18 protein-coding genes are annotated in these 15,954 nt (G+C 67.2%); 8 read left to right on the top strand and 10 right to left on the bottom strand.

Annotation, left to right across the window (positions count from 1 at the left end; all coding sequences use genetic code 11):
• Nucleotides 1-114 precede the first annotated feature (114 nt).
• On the top strand, nt 115-1,017 hold the full coding sequence (locus tag ACW17Z_RS08615) for an alpha/beta fold hydrolase (protein ID WP_492058351.1): 903 nt from the start codon (nt 115-117) through the stop codon (nt 1,015-1,017).
• Nucleotides 1,018-1,319: 302 nt separating this feature from the next.
• On the opposite strand, the gene ACW17Z_RS08610 is transcribed toward ACW17Z_RS08615, so the two are convergent.
• From ACW17Z_RS08610 to purE, 3 genes are read right to left on the bottom strand one after another with little or no spacing between them, the layout of a single operon-like run.
• Nucleotides 1,320-2,042: an aspartate/glutamate racemase family protein gene (locus ACW17Z_RS08610; RefSeq protein WP_419319846.1), complete on the bottom strand. Its 723-nt coding sequence runs from the start codon at nt 2,040-2,042 to the stop codon at nt 1,320-1,322.
• Between the two features lie 7 nt (nt 2,043-2,049).
• Nucleotides 2,050-3,141, bottom strand: a complete 1,092-nt coding sequence (locus ACW17Z_RS08605) for a 5-(carboxyamino)imidazole ribonucleotide synthase (RefSeq protein ID WP_492058350.1) — start codon at nt 3,139-3,141, stop codon at nt 2,050-2,052.
• A 7-nt stretch (nt 3,142-3,148) separates the two neighbouring features.
• Nucleotides 3,149-3,637 (bottom strand): 5-(carboxyamino)imidazole ribonucleotide mutase, encoded by a 489-nt coding sequence (purE, locus tag ACW17Z_RS08600; RefSeq protein WP_419319850.1) that lies wholly within the window; start codon nt 3,635-3,637, stop codon nt 3,149-3,151.
• Nucleotides 3,638-3,875: 238 nt separating this feature from the next.
• Between purE and ACW17Z_RS08595 the strand changes: the two genes are divergently transcribed.
• The 3 genes from ACW17Z_RS08595 (at nt 3,876) to ACW17Z_RS08585 (ending at nt 5,890) form a co-directional block, all read left to right on the top strand.
• A complete protein-coding gene (locus ACW17Z_RS08595; protein ID WP_419319851.1) occupies nt 3,876-4,589 on the top strand; it encodes a GGDEF domain-containing protein in 714 nt (237 codons plus the stop codon).
• Between the two features lie 238 nt (nt 4,590-4,827).
• Nucleotides 4,828-5,190: a response regulator gene (locus ACW17Z_RS08590; protein WP_492058349.1), complete on the top strand. Its 363-nt coding sequence runs from the start codon at nt 4,828-4,830 to the stop codon at nt 5,188-5,190.
• Nucleotides 5,191-5,266: 76 nt separating this feature from the next.
• On the top strand, nt 5,267-5,890 hold the full coding sequence (locus ACW17Z_RS08585) for a methyltransferase domain-containing protein (RefSeq protein WP_492058348.1): 624 nt from the start codon (nt 5,267-5,269) through the stop codon (nt 5,888-5,890).
• Nucleotides 5,891-5,899: 9 nt separating this feature from the next.
• Here the strand turns inward: ACW17Z_RS08585 and ACW17Z_RS08580 are convergent, their stop codons facing one another.
• From ACW17Z_RS08580 to ACW17Z_RS08570, 3 genes are all read right to left on the bottom strand, one after another.
• Entirely contained in the window at nt 5,900-6,139 is a 240-nt protein-coding gene (locus ACW17Z_RS08580; protein WP_419253343.1) for a YdcH family protein, read from the bottom strand.
• 66 nt (nt 6,140-6,205) lie between these two features.
• A complete protein-coding gene (locus tag ACW17Z_RS08575; RefSeq protein WP_419319857.1) occupies nt 6,206-6,655 on the bottom strand; it encodes a TIGR02444 family protein in 450 nt (149 codons plus the stop codon).
• 4 nt (nt 6,656-6,659) lie between these two features.
• On the bottom strand, nt 6,660-7,277 hold the full coding sequence (locus tag ACW17Z_RS08570; RefSeq protein ID WP_492058347.1) for a UbiX family flavin prenyltransferase: 618 nt from the start codon (nt 7,275-7,277) through the stop codon (nt 6,660-6,662).
• Nucleotides 7,278-7,406: 129 nt separating this feature from the next.
• Between ACW17Z_RS08570 and ACW17Z_RS08565 the strand changes: the two genes are divergently transcribed.
• Complete coding sequence (locus ACW17Z_RS08565; RefSeq protein ID WP_419319861.1) at nt 7,407-7,580, top strand: YdcH family protein; 174 nt, start codon at nt 7,407-7,409, stop codon at nt 7,578-7,580.
• Between the two features lie 72 nt (nt 7,581-7,652).
• On the opposite strand, the gene ACW17Z_RS08560 is transcribed toward ACW17Z_RS08565, so the two are convergent.
• The 3 genes from ACW17Z_RS08560 to ACW17Z_RS08550 all read right to left on the bottom strand — a co-directional run bounded on the left by ACW17Z_RS08560 (nt 7,653) and on the right by ACW17Z_RS08550 (nt 12,484).
• Nucleotides 7,653-8,378, bottom strand: a complete 726-nt coding sequence (locus ACW17Z_RS08560) for a DUF1013 domain-containing protein (RefSeq protein ID WP_419319862.1) — start codon at nt 8,376-8,378, stop codon at nt 7,653-7,655.
• A 143-nt stretch (nt 8,379-8,521) separates the two neighbouring features.
• Nucleotides 8,522-10,888 (bottom strand): PAS domain S-box protein, encoded by a 2,367-nt coding sequence (locus ACW17Z_RS08555; RefSeq protein WP_492058346.1) that lies wholly within the window; start codon nt 10,886-10,888, stop codon nt 8,522-8,524.
• Between the two features lie 621 nt (nt 10,889-11,509).
• On the bottom strand, nt 11,510-12,484 hold the full coding sequence (locus ACW17Z_RS08550) for an NAD(P)H-quinone oxidoreductase (protein WP_419319868.1): 975 nt from the start codon (nt 12,482-12,484) through the stop codon (nt 11,510-11,512).
• A 90-nt stretch (nt 12,485-12,574) separates the two neighbouring features.
• On the opposite strand from ACW17Z_RS08550, the gene ACW17Z_RS08545 reads away from it, so the two are divergent.
• Nucleotides 12,575-12,781 carry a DUF1192 domain-containing protein gene (locus ACW17Z_RS08545; RefSeq protein ID WP_419319870.1) on the top strand — a complete coding sequence of 69 codons (207 nt, stop codon included), beginning with the start codon at nt 12,575-12,577 and terminating at the stop codon, nt 12,779-12,781.
• Between the two features lie 173 nt (nt 12,782-12,954).
• Nucleotides 12,955-13,467, top strand: a complete 513-nt coding sequence (gene rcdA / locus ACW17Z_RS08540) for a protease adaptor protein RcdA (protein ID WP_419319871.1) — start codon at nt 12,955-12,957, stop codon at nt 13,465-13,467.
• Between the two features lie 138 nt (nt 13,468-13,605).
• Here the strand turns inward: rcdA and rpmE are convergent, their stop codons facing one another.
• A complete protein-coding gene (gene rpmE, locus ACW17Z_RS08535) occupies nt 13,606-13,830 on the bottom strand; it encodes a 50S ribosomal protein L31 (protein ID WP_419253331.1) in 225 nt (74 codons plus the stop codon).
• A gap of 110 nt (nt 13,831-13,940) precedes the next feature.
• On the opposite strand from rpmE, the gene ACW17Z_RS08530 reads away from it, so the two are divergent.
• Nucleotides 13,941-15,794, top strand: a complete 1,854-nt coding sequence (locus ACW17Z_RS08530; RefSeq protein ID WP_419319873.1) for an ABC transporter transmembrane domain-containing protein — start codon at nt 13,941-13,943, stop codon at nt 15,792-15,794.
• The last annotated feature ends 160 nt before the right edge of the window (nt 15,795-15,954 follow it).

Genomic DNA, 15,954 nt, shown 5'->3' with positions numbered 1-15,954 from the left:
CCCTCTCCCACAGGGAGAGGGTTCTGCATTCGTCAGGGGCGCGGCGTCGGGCTCCATGGACGCGGCCGTCTTGCGGCCCTATCCTGATCGGGAGCCGCAAAAGGACCCTCGCCGATGGATGCGGCCGTGTTTCGACAACCCCGAAGGCGGATGATCGCCATCGACAGCCCCGCCGGCCCCGGCGAGATGGCGGCGCTGGAATTTGGCCCGCAGGACCGGGCCATCGACGTGATCTTCGTCCACGCCAACGGCTTCAACGCCCAGACCTATAACAGCCTGCTGGCCCCGCTGTCGGCCGGCCTGCGGGTGCTGGCCATTGATCAGCGCGGCCATGGCGCCACGACCCTGGCCGCGAAAGGCGAGGGCCGTCGCTCGTGGCTGGACCTGCGCGACGATCTGGTCGCTTTGCTCAAGGCCCTGAACGGTCCCCCGGTGGTGCTGGCCGGACATTCGATGGGCGGCACGGTCAGCCTGCTGGCCGCTGCGGCCCTGCCCGGCGCGGTCAAGGGCCTCGTCCTGCTGGACCCGGTGATCATGCCGCGCCTAGTGGCTCTGTACGCCCAGGTTCCTTGGACCTCGGGCGCGCTGTGGAAGAAGATGCCCATCGCCCAGGCCGCTTCGCGCCGCCGCGCCGTCTTTGACGACCGCGAGGCGGTGGTGGCCGCCTATACCGGTCGCGGGGCCTTCAAGACCTGGCCCGAGACCATGCTGGCCGACTATGTCGACGGCGGCTTCGTTGATCGTGACGACGGCAAGGTGGAACTGGCCTGCGCGCCGGCCTGGGAGGCCTCCAACTATTCGGCCCAGGCCCACGATCCCTGGCGGGCGATCCGCAAGGTCACGGGGCCGGTGCGGATCCTGAAAGCCGAGCGCGGCTCGACCTGCCGGGCCGGCGACAGCTTCGCCCGGCGCGGCAAGGACGTGACGGTCGAGACGGTGGCCGGAACCAGCCACTTTCTGCCGATGGAGCGCCCGGACCTGGCGCGCGATGCGATCTTCGCGATGGCGACGCAGTGATCGTTCCGAGAGTGGCGACCTGAAGGTCCGCCTTGTCGGCAAGGTGCTTGCGGTGAATCCGGCCTCCTAAGATCCTAGGGCTTCGACTCCATCGCACTGTTTCTCGTCGTCCCGGGGCTTGTCCCCGGCCCCGGGGTCCCGGCTCTCCGCTGCGCTGCGGCCGGGATGACAAGGGTATGTAGGGGTGTCGAAGAGACCGGCACGCTGCGCCTCCAAGAGACTTGAGGCTTGGCGCGACCCCGGAGCGCCGCCTTTCGGGTCGGAAGCCAAGGCGAGGGCCGCTCACCACCCCCAGCAGACACCTACCGCGTCAGCTCCCCCACGCCGCCCAACGCCCGCTCCACCGCCGCCAGGGCGTGCAGTTGCGTCGTGTCGAACACCGGAACGCTGCTGTCGGCCTGGCCGACCAGCAGCATGATCTCGGTGCAGCCCAGGATCACCGCCTGGGCCCCGCGCGCCACCAGCCGGGCGATCACGGCGCGGTAGATCTCACGCGAGGCGTCTAGCACCTGTCCCGCCACCAGCTCGCGATAGATGATGTCGTGCACCGCCGCCCGGTCGTCGGCCTCGGGGACCAGCACCTCCAGGCCGTGGCGCTTTTCCAGCCGGCCGCGATAGAAGTCGTGCTCCATCGTGAAGGCGGTGCCCAGCAGGCCCACCCGGGTCAGGCCGGCGGCCTTGATCGCCTGGGCGGTGGGGTCGGCGATGTGGAGGAGCGGGATGTGGACCGCCGCCTCGATCGTGTCGGCCTCGCGGTGCATGGTGTTGGTGCACAACACCAGGAAATCGGCCCCGCCGGCCTCCAGCGCCCGGGCGGCGTCGGCCAGGCGGCGGGACAGTTCGGGCCAGCGGCCGGCGTGCTGCAGGGTCTCGATCTCGGCGAAGTCGAACGACCACATCAGGGTGCGGGCCGAGGCCACGCCGCCCAGCCGCTCGCGCACGGCCTCGTTGATCAGCCGGTAGTACTGGGCCGAGCTTTCCCAGCTCATGCCGCCGATCAGGCCGATCAGGGCTTGGTCGCTCACGGCGGGGTCAGTCCTTCAGCGGCCGCAGCCGGTTCACATGGCCCATCTTGCGGCCGGGCCGGGCCTCGCCCTTGCCGTACAGGTGGACGCGGGTCTCGGGCTCGCCGGCCAGCTTCTTCCAGGCCTCGACATCGGGGCCCAGCAGGTTGGTCATTTCCACATGGGCCAGGGGCTGGGTCGGGCCCAGGGGCCAGCCGGCCACGGCGCGGATGTGCTGCTCGAACTGGTCGACCTCGCAGCCGTCCTGGGTCCAGTGGCCGGTATTGTGGACGCGGGGGGCGAACTCGTTGACCAGCAGCTTGCCGCCGGCCAGCTCGAACAGCTCCACCCCGATGACGCCGACATAGTCGAGGGCGGTGAGGATCTTGATGGCGATGGTCTCGGCCTGGTCGCGCGTGGCCGGCGTCACCCTGGCCGGGGCGGAGGTGCGCTTGAGCACGCCGCCCTCGTGGTGGTTTTCCGACAGGGGGTAGCAGGCGATCTCGCCGTCGCGGCCGCGCGCGGCGATCACCGACAGCTCGCGCCCGAAATCGGCGGGGGCCTCGAGGATGGCGGCCTGGCGACCGATCTTCTCGAACGAGGCCTCGGCGTCGCTGGTTCGCTGGATCCAGGCCTGGCCCTTGCCGTCATAGCCTTCGCGGCGGGTCTTCAGCAGGGACGGCGCGCCGATCTTGGCCACGGCGGCGGCCAGGGTTTCGCTGTCATGGACGGCGGCGAAGGCCACGGTGGGCACGCCGATCTCGGCCAGGAAGCTCTTTTCCACGACCCGGTCCTGGGCGGCGGCCAGGGCCTTGGCGCCGGGCGCGACCACGCAGTTCAGGGCCGCCAGCTCGGCGACGGTGTCGGCGGGAACGTTCTCGAACTCATAGGTGACGACGTCGCAGGCCTCGGCCAGGCGCTTGAGGGCCCAGCGGTCGTCATAGGCGGCGACGATCTGGCGGGCGGCGACGCGGCCGGCGGGGCTGTTTTCCTCAGGATCAAGAATGAGAACGTCGAAGCCCAGGCGCGCGGCGGCCAGGGCCAGCATGCGGCCCAGCTGTCCGCCGCCCAGTATGCCGATGGTCGAGCCGGGAACGAGGGGGAAAGACGCGTCAGTCATGGGCGGTTCAGTCCTCGACGCTTTCGGCGACACTGTCGGTCTGGGCCTGGCGCATAGCGGCCAGCCGTTCGGCCAGGGCGGGATCGGACAGGGCCAGGATCTGGGCGGCCAGCAGGCCGGCGTTCTTGGCCCCGGCCTCGCCGATGGCCAGGGTGGCCACGGGAACGCCGCCGGGCATCTGGACGATGGAGAGCAGGGAATCCAGGCCGCTGAGGGCCTTGGACTGCACCGGCACGCCCAGCACCGGCAGGTTGGTCATCGAGGCGGCCATGCCCGGCAGGTGGGCTGCGCCGCCGGCCCCGGCGATGATCACCTTGAAGCCCGCGCCTTGCGCGCCCGTGGCGAAGTCGAACAGGCGCTGCGGCGTGCGGTGGGCCGAGATCACCTTGGCCTCATAAGCGACGCCCAGGCTGGCCAGCGCGTCGGCGGCGGCTTTCATGGTCGGCCAGTCGGAGCGGCTGCCCATGATGATGGCGACCGGCGGTGTATTCGGCATCGGCTTGCAGATCCCTCAAGGCGGCGCGCGGACGCGGATGCTTGACCCGAGCCCTGAAGGTCGCCCCGTATGCGCGTCAATCGCGCGAGCGCAAGCCCAAAACGCCTGGCGCGCCCGTGAAACAGGCGCCGCGCGCGCCGCGACGACAGGGTGCTGCGACCAAAACGCGCCCCGATTGCGCGTGACGCCGTTCCCGTTAACACTTGGCCAAGCTGTGCAAGAAACGATTCCCTAGTCCATGAAGATCTCCGGCGCCCGGACCGAACCCTTTGCCGCCATCCGCAAGCGGGCCTTGGCCCGTGCGGGGGCCCAGGTTTCCGTGCGCGAGGCGCCGGCCCCCGACAGCGCCGCCTTCCTGGGGCTGGGCGAGGCTGACCTGACGCCCCAGGTGCAGGAAGCGCTGACCACCCTGATGGCCGAGATCGACGACCTGCGCGGCGAGGTTTCGCGGCTGAAGTTGCGGCTCAACGAAGCCCAGCAGCAGGCCGACCAGGACGTGCTGACCCCGGTGCTGAACCGTCGCGCCTTCCTGCGCGAGATGAAGCGCGTGGCCGCCTTCGCCCAGCGCTATGGCTCGCCGGCCAGCGTGGTGTTCTTCGACCTGGACGGCTTCAAGAACGTCAATGACCGCTTTGGCCATGCGGCGGGCGACGCGGCCCTGCAGGCGGTTGCACGCCGTCTGCTGGCCAATGTGCGCGAAAGCGATGTGGTCGGACGCATGGGCGGCGACGAGTTCGCCGTGCTGTTGGCCCAGGCCGACAAGGAAACCGCCCTGTCCAAGGCCGCCAGCCTGGCGGCCGCCATCCAGGACACCCCCGTCGAGTTCGGCGAGTGGTCTGCGCCGCTGCACATCTCGTGGGGCGTGCGCGAGATTGCCCCGGGTTCGGATCCCGAAGTCGCCCTGGCCGAGGCCGATGCGGCGATGTTCGTGCGCAAGCGAAAGCAGGCCTAGAGCGTTTGCCGTCCTGACGGCGTCAGTCCGGAGCTCTAGATCTTTGTTTTAACGCATTTTCTTCACCCGAACCGGAATCCACTTCGCCCGAAAATGCTCTAGGGTTTAGAACCTCCTCCGCTCGCCTCAGGGTCTTGCGACGTTTTGCGCAGGGACTCGTTCTGCCCCCCGCGCTACCAATTTAACGGTTGGTTAAGCAAAAGCGCTCTGACTAGTGTCAGGCGTGTGGGGCGCGACAATGCAGCGAATTTTGATCGCCGAGGACGACCCGATCCTTGCGATGATCTACGAGATCACGCTGGGCGAGGCCGGCTTTGACGTCCTGGTATGCCGCGACGGCGTCGAAGCGCTGGCCGCGCTGGACGCGTTCGCCCCCGATCTGGTGATCACCGACTTCTACATGCCCCGCATGACCGGCGGCGAGTTGATCCGCGCCGTCCGCAAGCGACGCGGCGTCCTGACCTCAACCCTTCTGGCCTCGGCCATCGATCCGGCGCGCCTGCGCGAGGATGAATGGGCCGACGCTCGTCTGGAGAAGCCGATCACTCCGGCCAAGCTGCTGCGCGGCGTGCGGGCCCTGGAGGCCTGCCAGGCGCACTGATGCGGCGCGCTGATGGCGGCCCGCTGACAAACCCGGCGAACTGGGCGATGAACGGACCTGGTTACAGGGGTCTCGCATGACACATGAATGCGCCAAGTCCATCGCTCGTCGAATGCACGATCCCAAGTTCGCCAGCCACTATTTCGTGGGGCAGGGCCTCGATGTCGGCGGCGCGCCCGATCCCCTGTCCAGCTTCAAGCCATTCTTTCCCCTGATGAGCGGTTGCGACACCTGGGACCTGCCGCAGGGCGACGGCCAGTATCTGGAAAGCGTGGCCGACGAAACCTACGACTTCGTCCATTCCAGCCACTGCCTGGAGCATCTGCTGGACCCGGCCGTCAGCCTGCAGAACTGGCTGCGGGTGCTCAAGCCCGGCGGGCACATGGTGGTGATGGTCCCCGACGAGGACATGTACGAGCAGGGGGTGTTTCCCAGCACCTTCAATGACGACCACAAGTGGACGTTCACGATCTTCAAGCCGGAGTCGTGGAGCGGGCGGTCGCTCAATGTGCTGGACCTGCTGCGCCAGCTGGGGCCCCAGGCCGAGGTGCAGAAGCTCGAGAGCCTCAACAGCACCTTCTACTACGACCACCAGCGCTTCGATCAGACGCGTCTGCCCACCACCGAATGCGCCATCGAGTTCGTGGTGCGCAAGCGCCCGGCCTCGGAAGTCGCCGCCAGGGGCCGACTGCCGGCCTAGAGCTGCGTGCTAGGCGATGATGTCGGGCATCAGCATGTCTTCCAGACGGCCGATCTTGTCCTTCAGGGCCAGCTTCTTTTTCTTCAGCCGCGCCACCTGCAGCATGTCGGGCTGAGGGCGGTCTTCCAGGGCCTGGACGGCGGCGTCCAGATCCTGGTGCTCTTCGCGCAGGATCGACAGCCGGCGCTCGATCGCCTGGTCGGATTCGTCCGACGGATCGTCGTCGTTCGTCGACGGTTCATCGGTCATGGACAGTTCCCCTTGGCTGGAAGCCAAGCGCGATAGATAGCAAAGGCGGGGCGCGCGTAAAGGGGCTCACGACAATGCGGTCGCCAGGCGTTCCAGAGCCGACGTGCGGGGCGGATCGCCGGACGCGGCTGCGGCGGCAATCAAGCCTGCCAGAACGTCCAGCGGCGGGCCCGAGGGACCACTCATGGCTTCCAGACTTTCCATCAGCACCCGCTCGCCCTGCAGTTCGACGGCCTTGAGCGTTTCGCGGAAGGGTTCGCGCGCGGTGTCGGCGACGGCCGGGAAGGGGGCCTTCAGCGCCCGGCGCACGCCGCGCAGCGGAGCCCCGACCTCGGCGTCCCATTGCTTCATCAGCCCGGCGGCGGCCTTGGCGTCGGCGACGCGGCCCTCGCCGGCGGCCCAGGCGGCCCACAGCAGGTAGGGCACGTTCTGTCCGTGGGCGTCCTGCAGGTTCAGGCAGGCGGCCGCGACATCCTGTCGCGCATAGGCCGCAAGGGCCCAGTCCCAAAGCGTCATGGCTTTAACCCTCACTCTTTCCGGAGATGGGCGGGATGTCCTCGCCCCAGCGTTTGACGGGTTTCCAGTTCAGATCGAACAGGTCCAGCACCCGGCCCACCGACTGGTCGACCATCTCGGCGATGGACTTTGGTTTGGCGTAGAAGGCCGGCAGGGGCGGGGCGATCACCGCGCCCATCTCCGACAGCCTGGTCAGGGTGCGCAGGTGGCCCAGATGCAGCGGCGTCTCGCGCACCATAAGCACCAGGGTCTTGCGCTCCTTCAGCACCACGTCGGCGGCCCGCGTCAGCAGCGAAGACGTTACGCCGCTGGCGATTTCGCTCATGGTCCGCACCGAGCAGGGGGCGATGATCATGCCCAGGGTCCGGAACGAGCCCGAGGCGATGGCGGCCCCCACATCGGCGGCGCGGTGCACGATATCGGCCTTGGCATTGAGGTCGGAGACCGAAAGATCGGTCTCCTGCGACAGGGTCAGGGCCGCCGATTTTGACAGCACCAGATGGCTTTCGACCCCCAGGTCGCGACAGGCGTCCAGGGCGCGGATGCCGTAGATAACGCCCGAAGCGCCGGATATTCCGATGATCAGTCGGGGCTTGTCCGCGGTCTTGGAAGAGTCCGTCATGGTGAATTTTCGTCCGACACGGGAGGAAGGTGGGCCAAGTCAAGCGGGGCCGCGTGCAACCATATGTGATCTGACAGCCGGGCGCAGCGGGTGTTCACTCGTCTTCTCAACAGCAAGGAGCCGACAGCCATGGCCATCGAATCCCGTATCCGCGAACTTGGGTCCCGTCACGAGAACCTCGATCGCTCGATCCAGGAAGAGACCAAGCGCCCCGCCAGCGATGCGACCCGACTTAGGGAGCTCAAGCGGCAGAAGCTGAGGCTGAAGGAAGAGATAGAGGGGCTGAGATCACAGCTCCATTGAAGCTGCTGAATTAGAAAAGGCCCATTCCGTGATCGCGGAATGGGCCTCTTTCATTTTGATCGCCAGAACGCCTCAGTCTTCGTCGTCGTCCTCGTCCTCATCGTCGGCCACATAGGTCGACTTGCCGAACACGTCCTCGGCCTTGGGCTCGGCGCGCGACTTGCGGTAATCGGCCTCTTCGTCCTCCTCGGGAGTCTCGACGACGCCGGTCTCCGAAGCGGGACGCAGGGTGGGATCTTCCGGCAGGATGCCCTTCTTGAGGTCGTCCTTGGCCTTCTTTTCGGCGGCCTTCTTGACCAGGGCGTCCAGCTCCAGCTGGCCGACCAGGCCCAGGGTCACGGGATCGACCGGCTTGATGTTGGCGGCGTTCCAGTGCGAGCGCTGGCGCACCTGGTCGATGGTCGACTTGGTGGTGCCCAGGAGCTTGGAGATCTGGGCGTCGGTCACTTCGGGGTGGTGGCGCAGGAACCAGGCGATGGCGTCAGGGCGGTCCTGACGGCGCGACACGGGCGTGTAGCGCGGGGCCTTCTTCTGCGGCTTCAGCAGCTCGGCGTGACGGCTGACCTGGGCCTTCATGCGATAGGCGTCGTTGGCCTGGGCCTTGTCCAGCTCTTCGCGGGTCAGCTGGCCATTGCCGATCGGATCGGCGCCGCGGATGTCGCGCGCCACTTCGCCGTCGGCGATGCCGCGCACTTCCAGCGGGTGCAGATTACAGAAATCGGCGATCTGCTCGAAGCTCAGCGACGTATTGTCCACGAGCCAGACGGCCGTCGCCTTGGGCATCAGGATGTCGGACATGCGGTCCTCCAGAAATGACGGCGCCCGACCTTGCGGCCGGGCGGGATGTTCAACGGGGGAGCTATAATCCGGTTCTGGGCGAAAGGGAACGGGGCATGGTGAAGACCGGCCGTCGCGCGGTGTCGCGGCCCCGGTTCGGCGTGTCAGGTGTGGCGCTGGTCATCCAGAAAGCGGGACAGCTGATCGACCAGGGTGCGCGACCCGGCGCCGTCGGAGACCGCCGCCGCCAGCTCCAGGCCGGCGCCGAAGTCGGTAATGGCCTGGAAGCCAAAGCCGCCGCCCGAGCCGCGCATATTGTGCCCCAGGAGGGTCACGGGCTGGAAGTCGGCCCGGTCCAGGGCGTCGCGCATCGTGATGACGTCCTGGCGGCAACTGTCCAGATAGCTGGGGATCAGCGCGGCCAGCCGGGCGCTGGGGCGCCACAATCGTGATTCCGGCCCGGACGCCGCCGACTCTGACCGGGGGCTCGCGACCGCCGAATAGTCCCGGATCGCCTGCAACAGCACGTCCTGCTTGATGGGCTTGGTCAGATAGGCAGTGCACCCCGCCGCCAGACAGGTCTCGCGGTCACCCTTCAGGGCCGAGGCGGTCAGGGCGATGATCGGGGTCGGTGGCCGGTCATTCGACTTTTCCCACGCCCGGAGGGTGCGGGTGGCGGTCAGGCCGTCCATCACCGGCATCTGCCGGTCCATCAGCACCAGGTCATAGTGACCGGCCTTGAACATCTCGCAGGCGATCAGGCCGGTCTCGGCTACATCGACCAGGTAGGGCGTGTTTTCCAGATAGGCCAGGGCGATGGTGCAGTTGTCGGGCGAGTCCTCGGCCATCAGGATGCGCAGGCTGGGCAGGGGCGTGTCGGGGCCATGGCCCACGGGGGCGCTGACCGGCCGGTTGGCCGCCGCCCACACCTCGAAGGGCACCGAGAAGGCAAAGACGCTGCCCTGGCCCAGCGTGCTGGTCACGCCGATCCTGCCGCCCATGAGCTCGACCAGCCGCTTGGAGATCGTCAGCCCCAGGCCCGAACCGCCAAAGCGCCGGGTCGTCGAACTGTCGGCCTGGGTGAAGCGCTCGAACACCCGGGAGAGCTTGTCGCTGGCGATGCCGATGCCGGTGTCGGCCACCGAGAAGCGCAGGGCGGTCGGAGCGGTGCTGTCGGCGTCGCGGTCGACCTTCAGCGAGACCTCGCCCGCGGCGGTGAACTTGATGGCATTGCCCAGCAGGTTGAGCAGCACCTGGCGCAGGCGGGTGGGGTCGCCCACCAGGTCGTTGCTGACGCCCGGCGCGATCTCGCAGATCAGGGTCAGGCCCTTCTCCTGGGCCCTGGGGGCGACCATCTCGATGGACTTTTCCAGGTGGTCGCTCAGTGAGAAGCCGGTCTGTTCCAGATCCAGCTGCGAGGCCTCGACCTTCGACAGGTCGAGAATATCGTTGATCAGGTTGAGCAGATTGTCGCCCGCGCGGCGGAAGATCTGGACGTACTTGTCCTGCTCCGGGGTCAGCTCGGTCTTGGCCAGCAGGTCGGCGATGCCCATCACCGCGTTCATCGGCGTGCGGATCTCGTGGCTCATGCTGGCCAGGAAGTCGGACTTGGTGCGGCTGGCGCTCTCGGCGTCGGCCTTGGCCTGTTGCAGCTCGGCCTCGACCCGCTTGCGCTCGGTGACGTCGCGGGCGGCGGCGAACACGCCCTGCAGCGTCCGCTTGCGATCATAGAAGGTGGTGGCGTTGTAGGAGACGACCGTTTGCTTGCCGTCGCGGGCGCGGGCGGTCAGTTCGTAGTCGGTGACCGATTTCTCGGCCAGAACCCGCTTGATGCCGGCCTCGGCGCGCTCGGGATCGGTGAAGCAGTCCTTGAACGGTGCGCCGATCAGTTCATCGCGCGTGCAGCCCGTCAGCGCTTCCATCTGCTTGTTGACGTCGGTGATGATGCCCGAGGGGTCGGTGGTCATCAGGGCGTCGATGTTGGATTCGATCAGGGAGCGGGTGTAAAACTGCTGGTCCCGCAGCCGCTGGTCGGACTTTTTCTGTTCCTCTTCCACCAGCTTGCGGGCGGTGTTGTCGGTGCCGATCAGCAGATAGCCGATGATGCCGTCCTGGTCGTCGCGCAGGGCCGTGACCGAGACCACGGCGGGAAAACGGGTGCCGTCCTTGCGGATATAGGTCAGCTCATAGATGTCCTCGATCCCGCGCGAGGCCTTGAAGACCAGGGCTTCGAAGCCCGGCTCGATCGGGGTGGCCAGCTCGGCGCTCAGCGCCCGGGCCCGGGCGATCAGTTCCTGGGGGTCGGAGATGTCGGCCGGCGTGATGGTGTTCATCACCTCGGCGGCCGTGTAGCCCAGCATGCGCTCGGCCCCGACATTGAAGATCTGGATCACGCCCTTGGCGTCGGTGGCGATGCTGGAAAAGTTGGCGCTGTTGAAGATGGCGCTCTGCAGGGCGCCGGCCTTGACGATGGATTCTTCGGTCTGACCGGGCGTCGGGGCCGTCGTCGAGCTGGCTATGGCGCTTCCCAATTCATGCAGCAGGCGTGGCGCTGAAGTCTCACGCGCCAACGAAGTCTGGATAGGTCTAGTGCAACAGCTTGCCGACCGAGGCTTCCAGCTGCTCTGGCGAATAGGGCTTCTGAAGAAAATGGCCGCCGCCGACGAACTGCTCGGACATGTCGGCCGTAAGCGGACTTCCGGACGTGTAGAGAACCCGCAGGCCCGGCCGTAGCTCCAGGGCCTGGTTGGCGATGTCGTAGCCGCCAGGGGCAGGGCGCCGAGCCGTATGTCGACGAACAGCATGTCGATGCCGCCGGGCGCCGACAGGTGCGCCAGCGCGCCGGCCAGGTCCTCGGCCATCAGCGGCCGATGTCCCAGATCCTCGATGGCCCATTCCGCCGCCTGACGGATGAACATTTCATCTTCGACGACAAGAATAATAGCCATCAGGTCGACACAAATTCCGGCTGCAGGATTAAATCTTGTCCTCGATTTCGACGCTAGTCGGCGGTTTCGAGGCGTTTCAGACGAGAATTTTTGCCGAGGAAATATTCAATTTCATTCGGAGGCATTTCGCATACCATCGATCACGGCGCCGCTTCGCATGCGAAATTATTATTTGTGTCCGGCCGTAAACCTGAGAAGACTTTTCTAGGCCACCAGCACAACCTTCCCAACATGCTCCCCAGCTTCAAGATGTGCGTGGGCCTTGCCCGCCGCCTCCAGCGGGAAGGTCGCGTCGACGATCGGCTTCAGCTTGCCTGCCGCGATCCACGGCCAGACGACGCGTTCGATCTCTGCGGCCAGGCGAGCCTTTTCGTCGGCCGAGCGGGGGCGCAGGGTCGAGCCCGTGATCGTCGCGCGCTTCTGCATGATCTGCATGATTGGCACGTCCAGCACCGGGCCGGCCAGGGCGGCGATATAGACGATGCGGCCGCCGACATTGAGGGCGTGCAGATTCTTGTCGAAATAGCTGGCCCCGACCATGTCGAGCACCACATCGACGCCGCCGGCCTCGCGGGCGATTTCGGCGAAGTCCTCGGTCTTGGTGTCGACGGCGATGTCGGCGCCCAGCTCCAGGGCCTTGGCCTTCTTGTCGGCCCCGCGTCCGGTCGCGATGACCCGGGCCCCGGCCGCCTTGGCCATGGCGATGGCGGTTGTTCCGATTCCGGACGTTCCGCCATGGACCAGCAGGGTTTCGCCGGCCTTGAGCGCGCCATGCTCGAACACATTCGCGTAAACGGTGAAAACCGTCTCGGGCAGGGCGGCGGCGTGGACCATGTCGAAGCCGTCGGGAACGGGCAGGGCGTGGCGGGCGTCGACCACGGCATATTGCGCATAGCCGCCACCGCCCAGCAGGGCGCAGACCTTGTCGCCGATCTTCCAGCGGCCCGACGCTACCATGACTTCGCCCGCGACCTCCAGGCCCAGGGTGACCGGCGCGCCCGGCGGGGGTGGATAATAGCCCAGACGCTGGATGATGTCGGGGCGATTTACCCCGGCCGCCGCGACCTTGATCAGGATCTCTCCGGCGCGCGGAACGGGCCGCTCCAGCGTGGTGGGAACCAGCGCATCGGCGGGCCCCTTGCCGCCTTCGATGGCGATCGCGGTCATCGCATCCGACATGGTCTCTGATCCCTCAAGCTTGCCTTGCGTCCTAGGTAGGCGTCAGATGAACGAACGAAAAGGACGTTCATAGGTCTAGGGAGCCAGTCGATGTTCGAGGAACCCGTCGAGCCGCGCGCTTTCAGCGGTCGCGCCCTGAATGAGACGACGCACGAAGACCTTGAAATCTATGGGGTCGCCGAGCTGGAGGAGCGCATCGACGCCCTCCAGGCCGAGATCACCCGCACAAAGGCCCAGTTGGACAAGAAGCGCGCTGGACGCGACGCGGCCAATGCGCTGTTTGGTCGCCTCGACTAGGGATTCATTTACCCTAATCAATGTCTAAAGGCGGCAAGCCGCCTTCGCTGCGTATGCGTCGAGGTTCGAAGGGGGCAGGTCGCGAAACGGGACGGCGTCGGTTGGCACGGGGGTTGCAGTCCCTGCTCCAAGCGAGACGTTCTCGCGGCCTTTCGAAGGGGCATTGAGTACCTATGACCGATCTGAACGCATCCGCGTCGACACCCTGGCGCGCGGGGGTCATCCAGGACTTCGCGAAATCGGAGCTGTTTGACCGCACGTTCGAGGAAGGCATGATGCTGGTCGAGGAGACGGCTGGCTATCTCGACGGCGCGGGCCGGCATGACAGCAAGATCCTCTCGCGCAACGCCGCCCTGGCCTACGCCACCGAAAGCATGCGTCTGACCACCCGCCTGATGCAGGTGGCCTCCTGGCTGCTGGTGCAGCGCGCGGTCAAGGAAGGCGAGATGGCCCCCGAGGCTGCCTGCGCTGAAAGCTATCGCCTGGCCGAGGAAGTCGCCGTGGTCGGCGCGGCGGTCGAGGAACTGCCCTACGGCCTGGTCAACCTGCTGCAGCGCTCCGAGCGCCTGTATGAGCGCGTGCGCCATCTGGACAAGCGCATGTATGTCGAGATCGCCCTCGAAGACGCGCCCCGCCCGGTTCAGGCCCAGTTCGACCGCCTCACGGCGGCGTTCGGGGGCAGTTGATCCACCCCATCCCGCGCAACAAAAAGCCCGCCATCTCGACCGAGATGGCGGGCTTTTTTGACGCCTGAACACCAGACACAGAAAAAGCCGGTCCGCGAGCGCGGGACCGGCCTTTCGTCGCCCTTGCGGCGAGCGTGCTTACTTCTTGGTGAAGCCAGCGAACTTGGCGTTGAAGCGCGAGACGCGGCCGCCACGGTCCAGCATGTGGGCGTTGCCGCCGGTCCAGGCCGGGTGAACGCGCGGATCGATATCCAGCGCCAGCACGGAGCCTTCTTTCCCGTAGGTCGAACGGGTCGGATAGGTGGTGCCATCGGTCATGGTGACGGTGATGAAGTGATAGTCGGGGTGAATGTCTTGTTTCATCGGGCGGTCCAACCGACTGGCGGTGTGAAAGTTGGTGAGCGGACGCCCTTGCGGGTGGCCCTCGAAGAGGCGCGGCTATAAAGAACACGCGCGAATTTGGCAAGGGACAGTTGATGACCGACGTACACGGCGGGGATATTTCGGTCGAGGGACGCCCCGGCGCCGGCGCCGAACTGGCTCAGGGCATGGCCGAGGCGGCCGCCCGGCGGCCCCGCCGCAAGGACATCCGTCCCCTGGCCCATCTGCTGCCCTTCGTGCGCCGCCACATCGGCGACGCCCTGGCTGCGGGCTTCTTCCTGCTGTTCTCCACCAGCGCCACCCTGGGCCTGACCGCCGCCTTCAAGACCGTTATCGACAAGGGATTTGCGACCGGCGCGGCCTCGGCCGTCAACGGCGCCTTCATCGGCCTGGGGGTTGTGGCCCTGGTGCTGGCCGTCGCCACCTCGCTGCGGTTCTTCTTTGTCACCCGGCTGGGCGAGCGGGTCGTCGCCGACCTGCGCCGGGCGCTCTATGGCCACACCCTGACCCTGGATCCGGCCTATTTCCTCAAAACCCGCACCGGCGAGGTTTTGTCGCGCCTGACCACCGACGTCACCATCATCGAGCAGCTGGTCGGCACCTCGGCCTCGGTGGCGGTGCGCAACATTCTGAGCCTAGTGGGCGGGCTGGGCTACATGGCCGTGGTCAGCCCCAAGCTGGCGGGCTTCATCGTGCTGATGGTGCCGGTGATCCTGGCCCCGATGTTCCTGATGGGTCGCAAGGTGCGCAAGCTGTCGGTGACGGCCCAGGACCGCTTCGCCGACGCCGTGGGCTATGCCGGCGAGAGCCTGGACGCGCTGGACACCGTTCAGGCCTTCGGGCGCGAAAAGGCTTCGGACAGCCGCTTCGGCGAGGCGGTCGAGATGGCCTATCAGGCCTCGGTGCGGCGCATCACCGCCCGGGCCGGCATGACCGCCGTGGTCATCGTCCTGGCCTTTGGCGGCATCACCCTGCTGCTGTGGTCGGGCGCGCACCTGGTTTTGTCGGGCGAGATGACGCCGGGCACCCTGGCCCAGTTCGCCCTGCTGGCCATCATGGCCGCCGGCTCGATCGGCGCCCTGGGCGAGGTCTGGGGCGACGTTCAGAAGGCCGCCGGGGCCATGGAGCGTATCGCCGAGCTGCTGAGCTCGCAGCCCGGCATCGCCGCGCCGGAGAAGCCCAGGACCCTGCCGGTTCCCGCCACCGGCGCTGTGGCCTTCGACAACGTCACCTTCGCCTATCCCGGCCGTCCTGACCTGCCGGCCCTGCGAGGCTTTGATTTGACCGTCAGGCCCGGCGAGACCGTCGCCCTGGTCGGACCCTCAGGGGCGGGCAAGAGCACCGTCCTGCGCCTGCTCCTGCGCTTCTACGACCCCCAGGAGGGCGTCATCCGCCTCGACGGCGTGGATCTGCGCGACGCCGACCCGGTGGAGGTGCGTCAGCGCATGGCCCTGGTGGCCCAAGACTCGCCGCTGTTCTCGGGCTCGGCGCTGGACAACATCCGCTTTGGCCGCGAGGACGCCACCGAAGCGCAAGCCCGCGAAGCCGCCGCCGCCGCCCAGGCGACCGGCTTCCTGGAAGCCCTGCCGCAGGGTTTCGACACCCCGGTCGGCGAGCGCGCCAAGACCCTGTCGGGCGGCCAGCGCCAGCGCCTGGCCATCGCCCGGGCCCTGGTCCGCCAAGCGCCCATCCTGCTGCTCGACGAGGCCACCAGCGCGCTGGACGCCGAAAACGAGCGCCTGGTCCAGCAGGCCCTGCACGAGGCCATGAGCGGCCGCACCACCCTGGTCATCGCCCACCGCCTGGCCACTGTGCTCAAGGCCGACCGCATCGTGGTCATGGAAGACGGCCGGGTGGTCGAACAGGGCACGCACGCCGAGCTTTCGGCGCGCGGCGGGCTGTATTCGCGGCTGGCGAAACTGCAGTTCGGGGTGGAGGCGGCTTGATCTGCCTTCTCCCCTTGCGGGAGAAGGTGGCCGCGATAGCGGCCGGATGAGGGGTCTAAGGTCAGATCCGCCGCGATAGGGTCGTCGATGACTGCGCGACCCCTCATCCGTCGACCTGCGGTCACCACCTTCTCCCGCAAGGGGAGAAGGGCCTCGCCCA

This window comes from Caulobacter sp. GSs2 (genome assembly GCF_058680895.1).
Note: the sequence above shows the minus strand (reverse complement) of the source record. Positions and strands in the feature narration are given on the sequence as shown.

What these genes read in the sequence shown, in the direction of transcription:
- ACW17Z_RS08615 (WP_492058351.1), top strand. Translation starts at nt 115, where the DNA reads ATGGATGCGGCCGTGTTTCGACAACCCCGAAGGCGGATGATCGCCATC.
- ACW17Z_RS08605 (WP_492058350.1), bottom strand. Translation starts at nt 3,141, where the DNA reads ATGACTGACGCGTCTTTCCCCCTCGTTCCCGGCTCGACCATCGGCATA.
- purE (WP_419319850.1), bottom strand. Translation starts at nt 3,637, where the DNA reads ATGCCGAATACACCGCCGGTCGCCATCATCATGGGCAGCCGCTCCGAC.
- ACW17Z_RS08595 (WP_419319851.1), top strand. Translation starts at nt 3,876, where the DNA reads ATGAAGATCTCCGGCGCCCGGACCGAACCCTTTGCCGCCATCCGCAAG.
- ACW17Z_RS08590 (WP_492058349.1), top strand. Translation starts at nt 4,828, where the DNA reads ATGCAGCGAATTTTGATCGCCGAGGACGACCCGATCCTTGCGATGATC.
- ACW17Z_RS08585 (WP_492058348.1), top strand. Translation starts at nt 5,267, where the DNA reads ATGACACATGAATGCGCCAAGTCCATCGCTCGTCGAATGCACGATCCC.
- ACW17Z_RS08580 (WP_419253343.1), bottom strand. Translation starts at nt 6,139, where the DNA reads ATGACCGATGAACCGTCGACGAACGACGACGATCCGTCGGACGAATCC.
- ACW17Z_RS08575 (WP_419319857.1), bottom strand. Translation starts at nt 6,655, where the DNA reads ATGACGCTTTGGGACTGGGCCCTTGCGGCCTATGCGCGACAGGATGTC.
- ACW17Z_RS08570 (WP_492058347.1), bottom strand. Translation starts at nt 7,277, where the DNA reads ATGACGGACTCTTCCAAGACCGCGGACAAGCCCCGACTGATCATCGGA.
- ACW17Z_RS08565 (WP_419319861.1), top strand. Translation starts at nt 7,407, where the DNA reads ATGGCCATCGAATCCCGTATCCGCGAACTTGGGTCCCGTCACGAGAAC.
- ACW17Z_RS08560 (WP_419319862.1), bottom strand. Translation starts at nt 8,378, where the DNA reads ATGTCCGACATCCTGATGCCCAAGGCGACGGCCGTCTGGCTCGTGGAC.
- ACW17Z_RS08550 (WP_419319868.1), bottom strand. Translation starts at nt 12,484, where the DNA reads ATGTCGGATGCGATGACCGCGATCGCCATCGAAGGCGGCAAGGGGCCC.
- ACW17Z_RS08545 (WP_419319870.1), top strand. Translation starts at nt 12,575, where the DNA reads ATGTTCGAGGAACCCGTCGAGCCGCGCGCTTTCAGCGGTCGCGCCCTG.
- rcdA (WP_419319871.1), top strand. Translation starts at nt 12,955, where the DNA reads ATGACCGATCTGAACGCATCCGCGTCGACACCCTGGCGCGCGGGGGTC.
- rpmE (WP_419253331.1), bottom strand. Translation starts at nt 13,830, where the DNA reads ATGAAACAAGACATTCACCCCGACTATCACTTCATCACCGTCACCATG.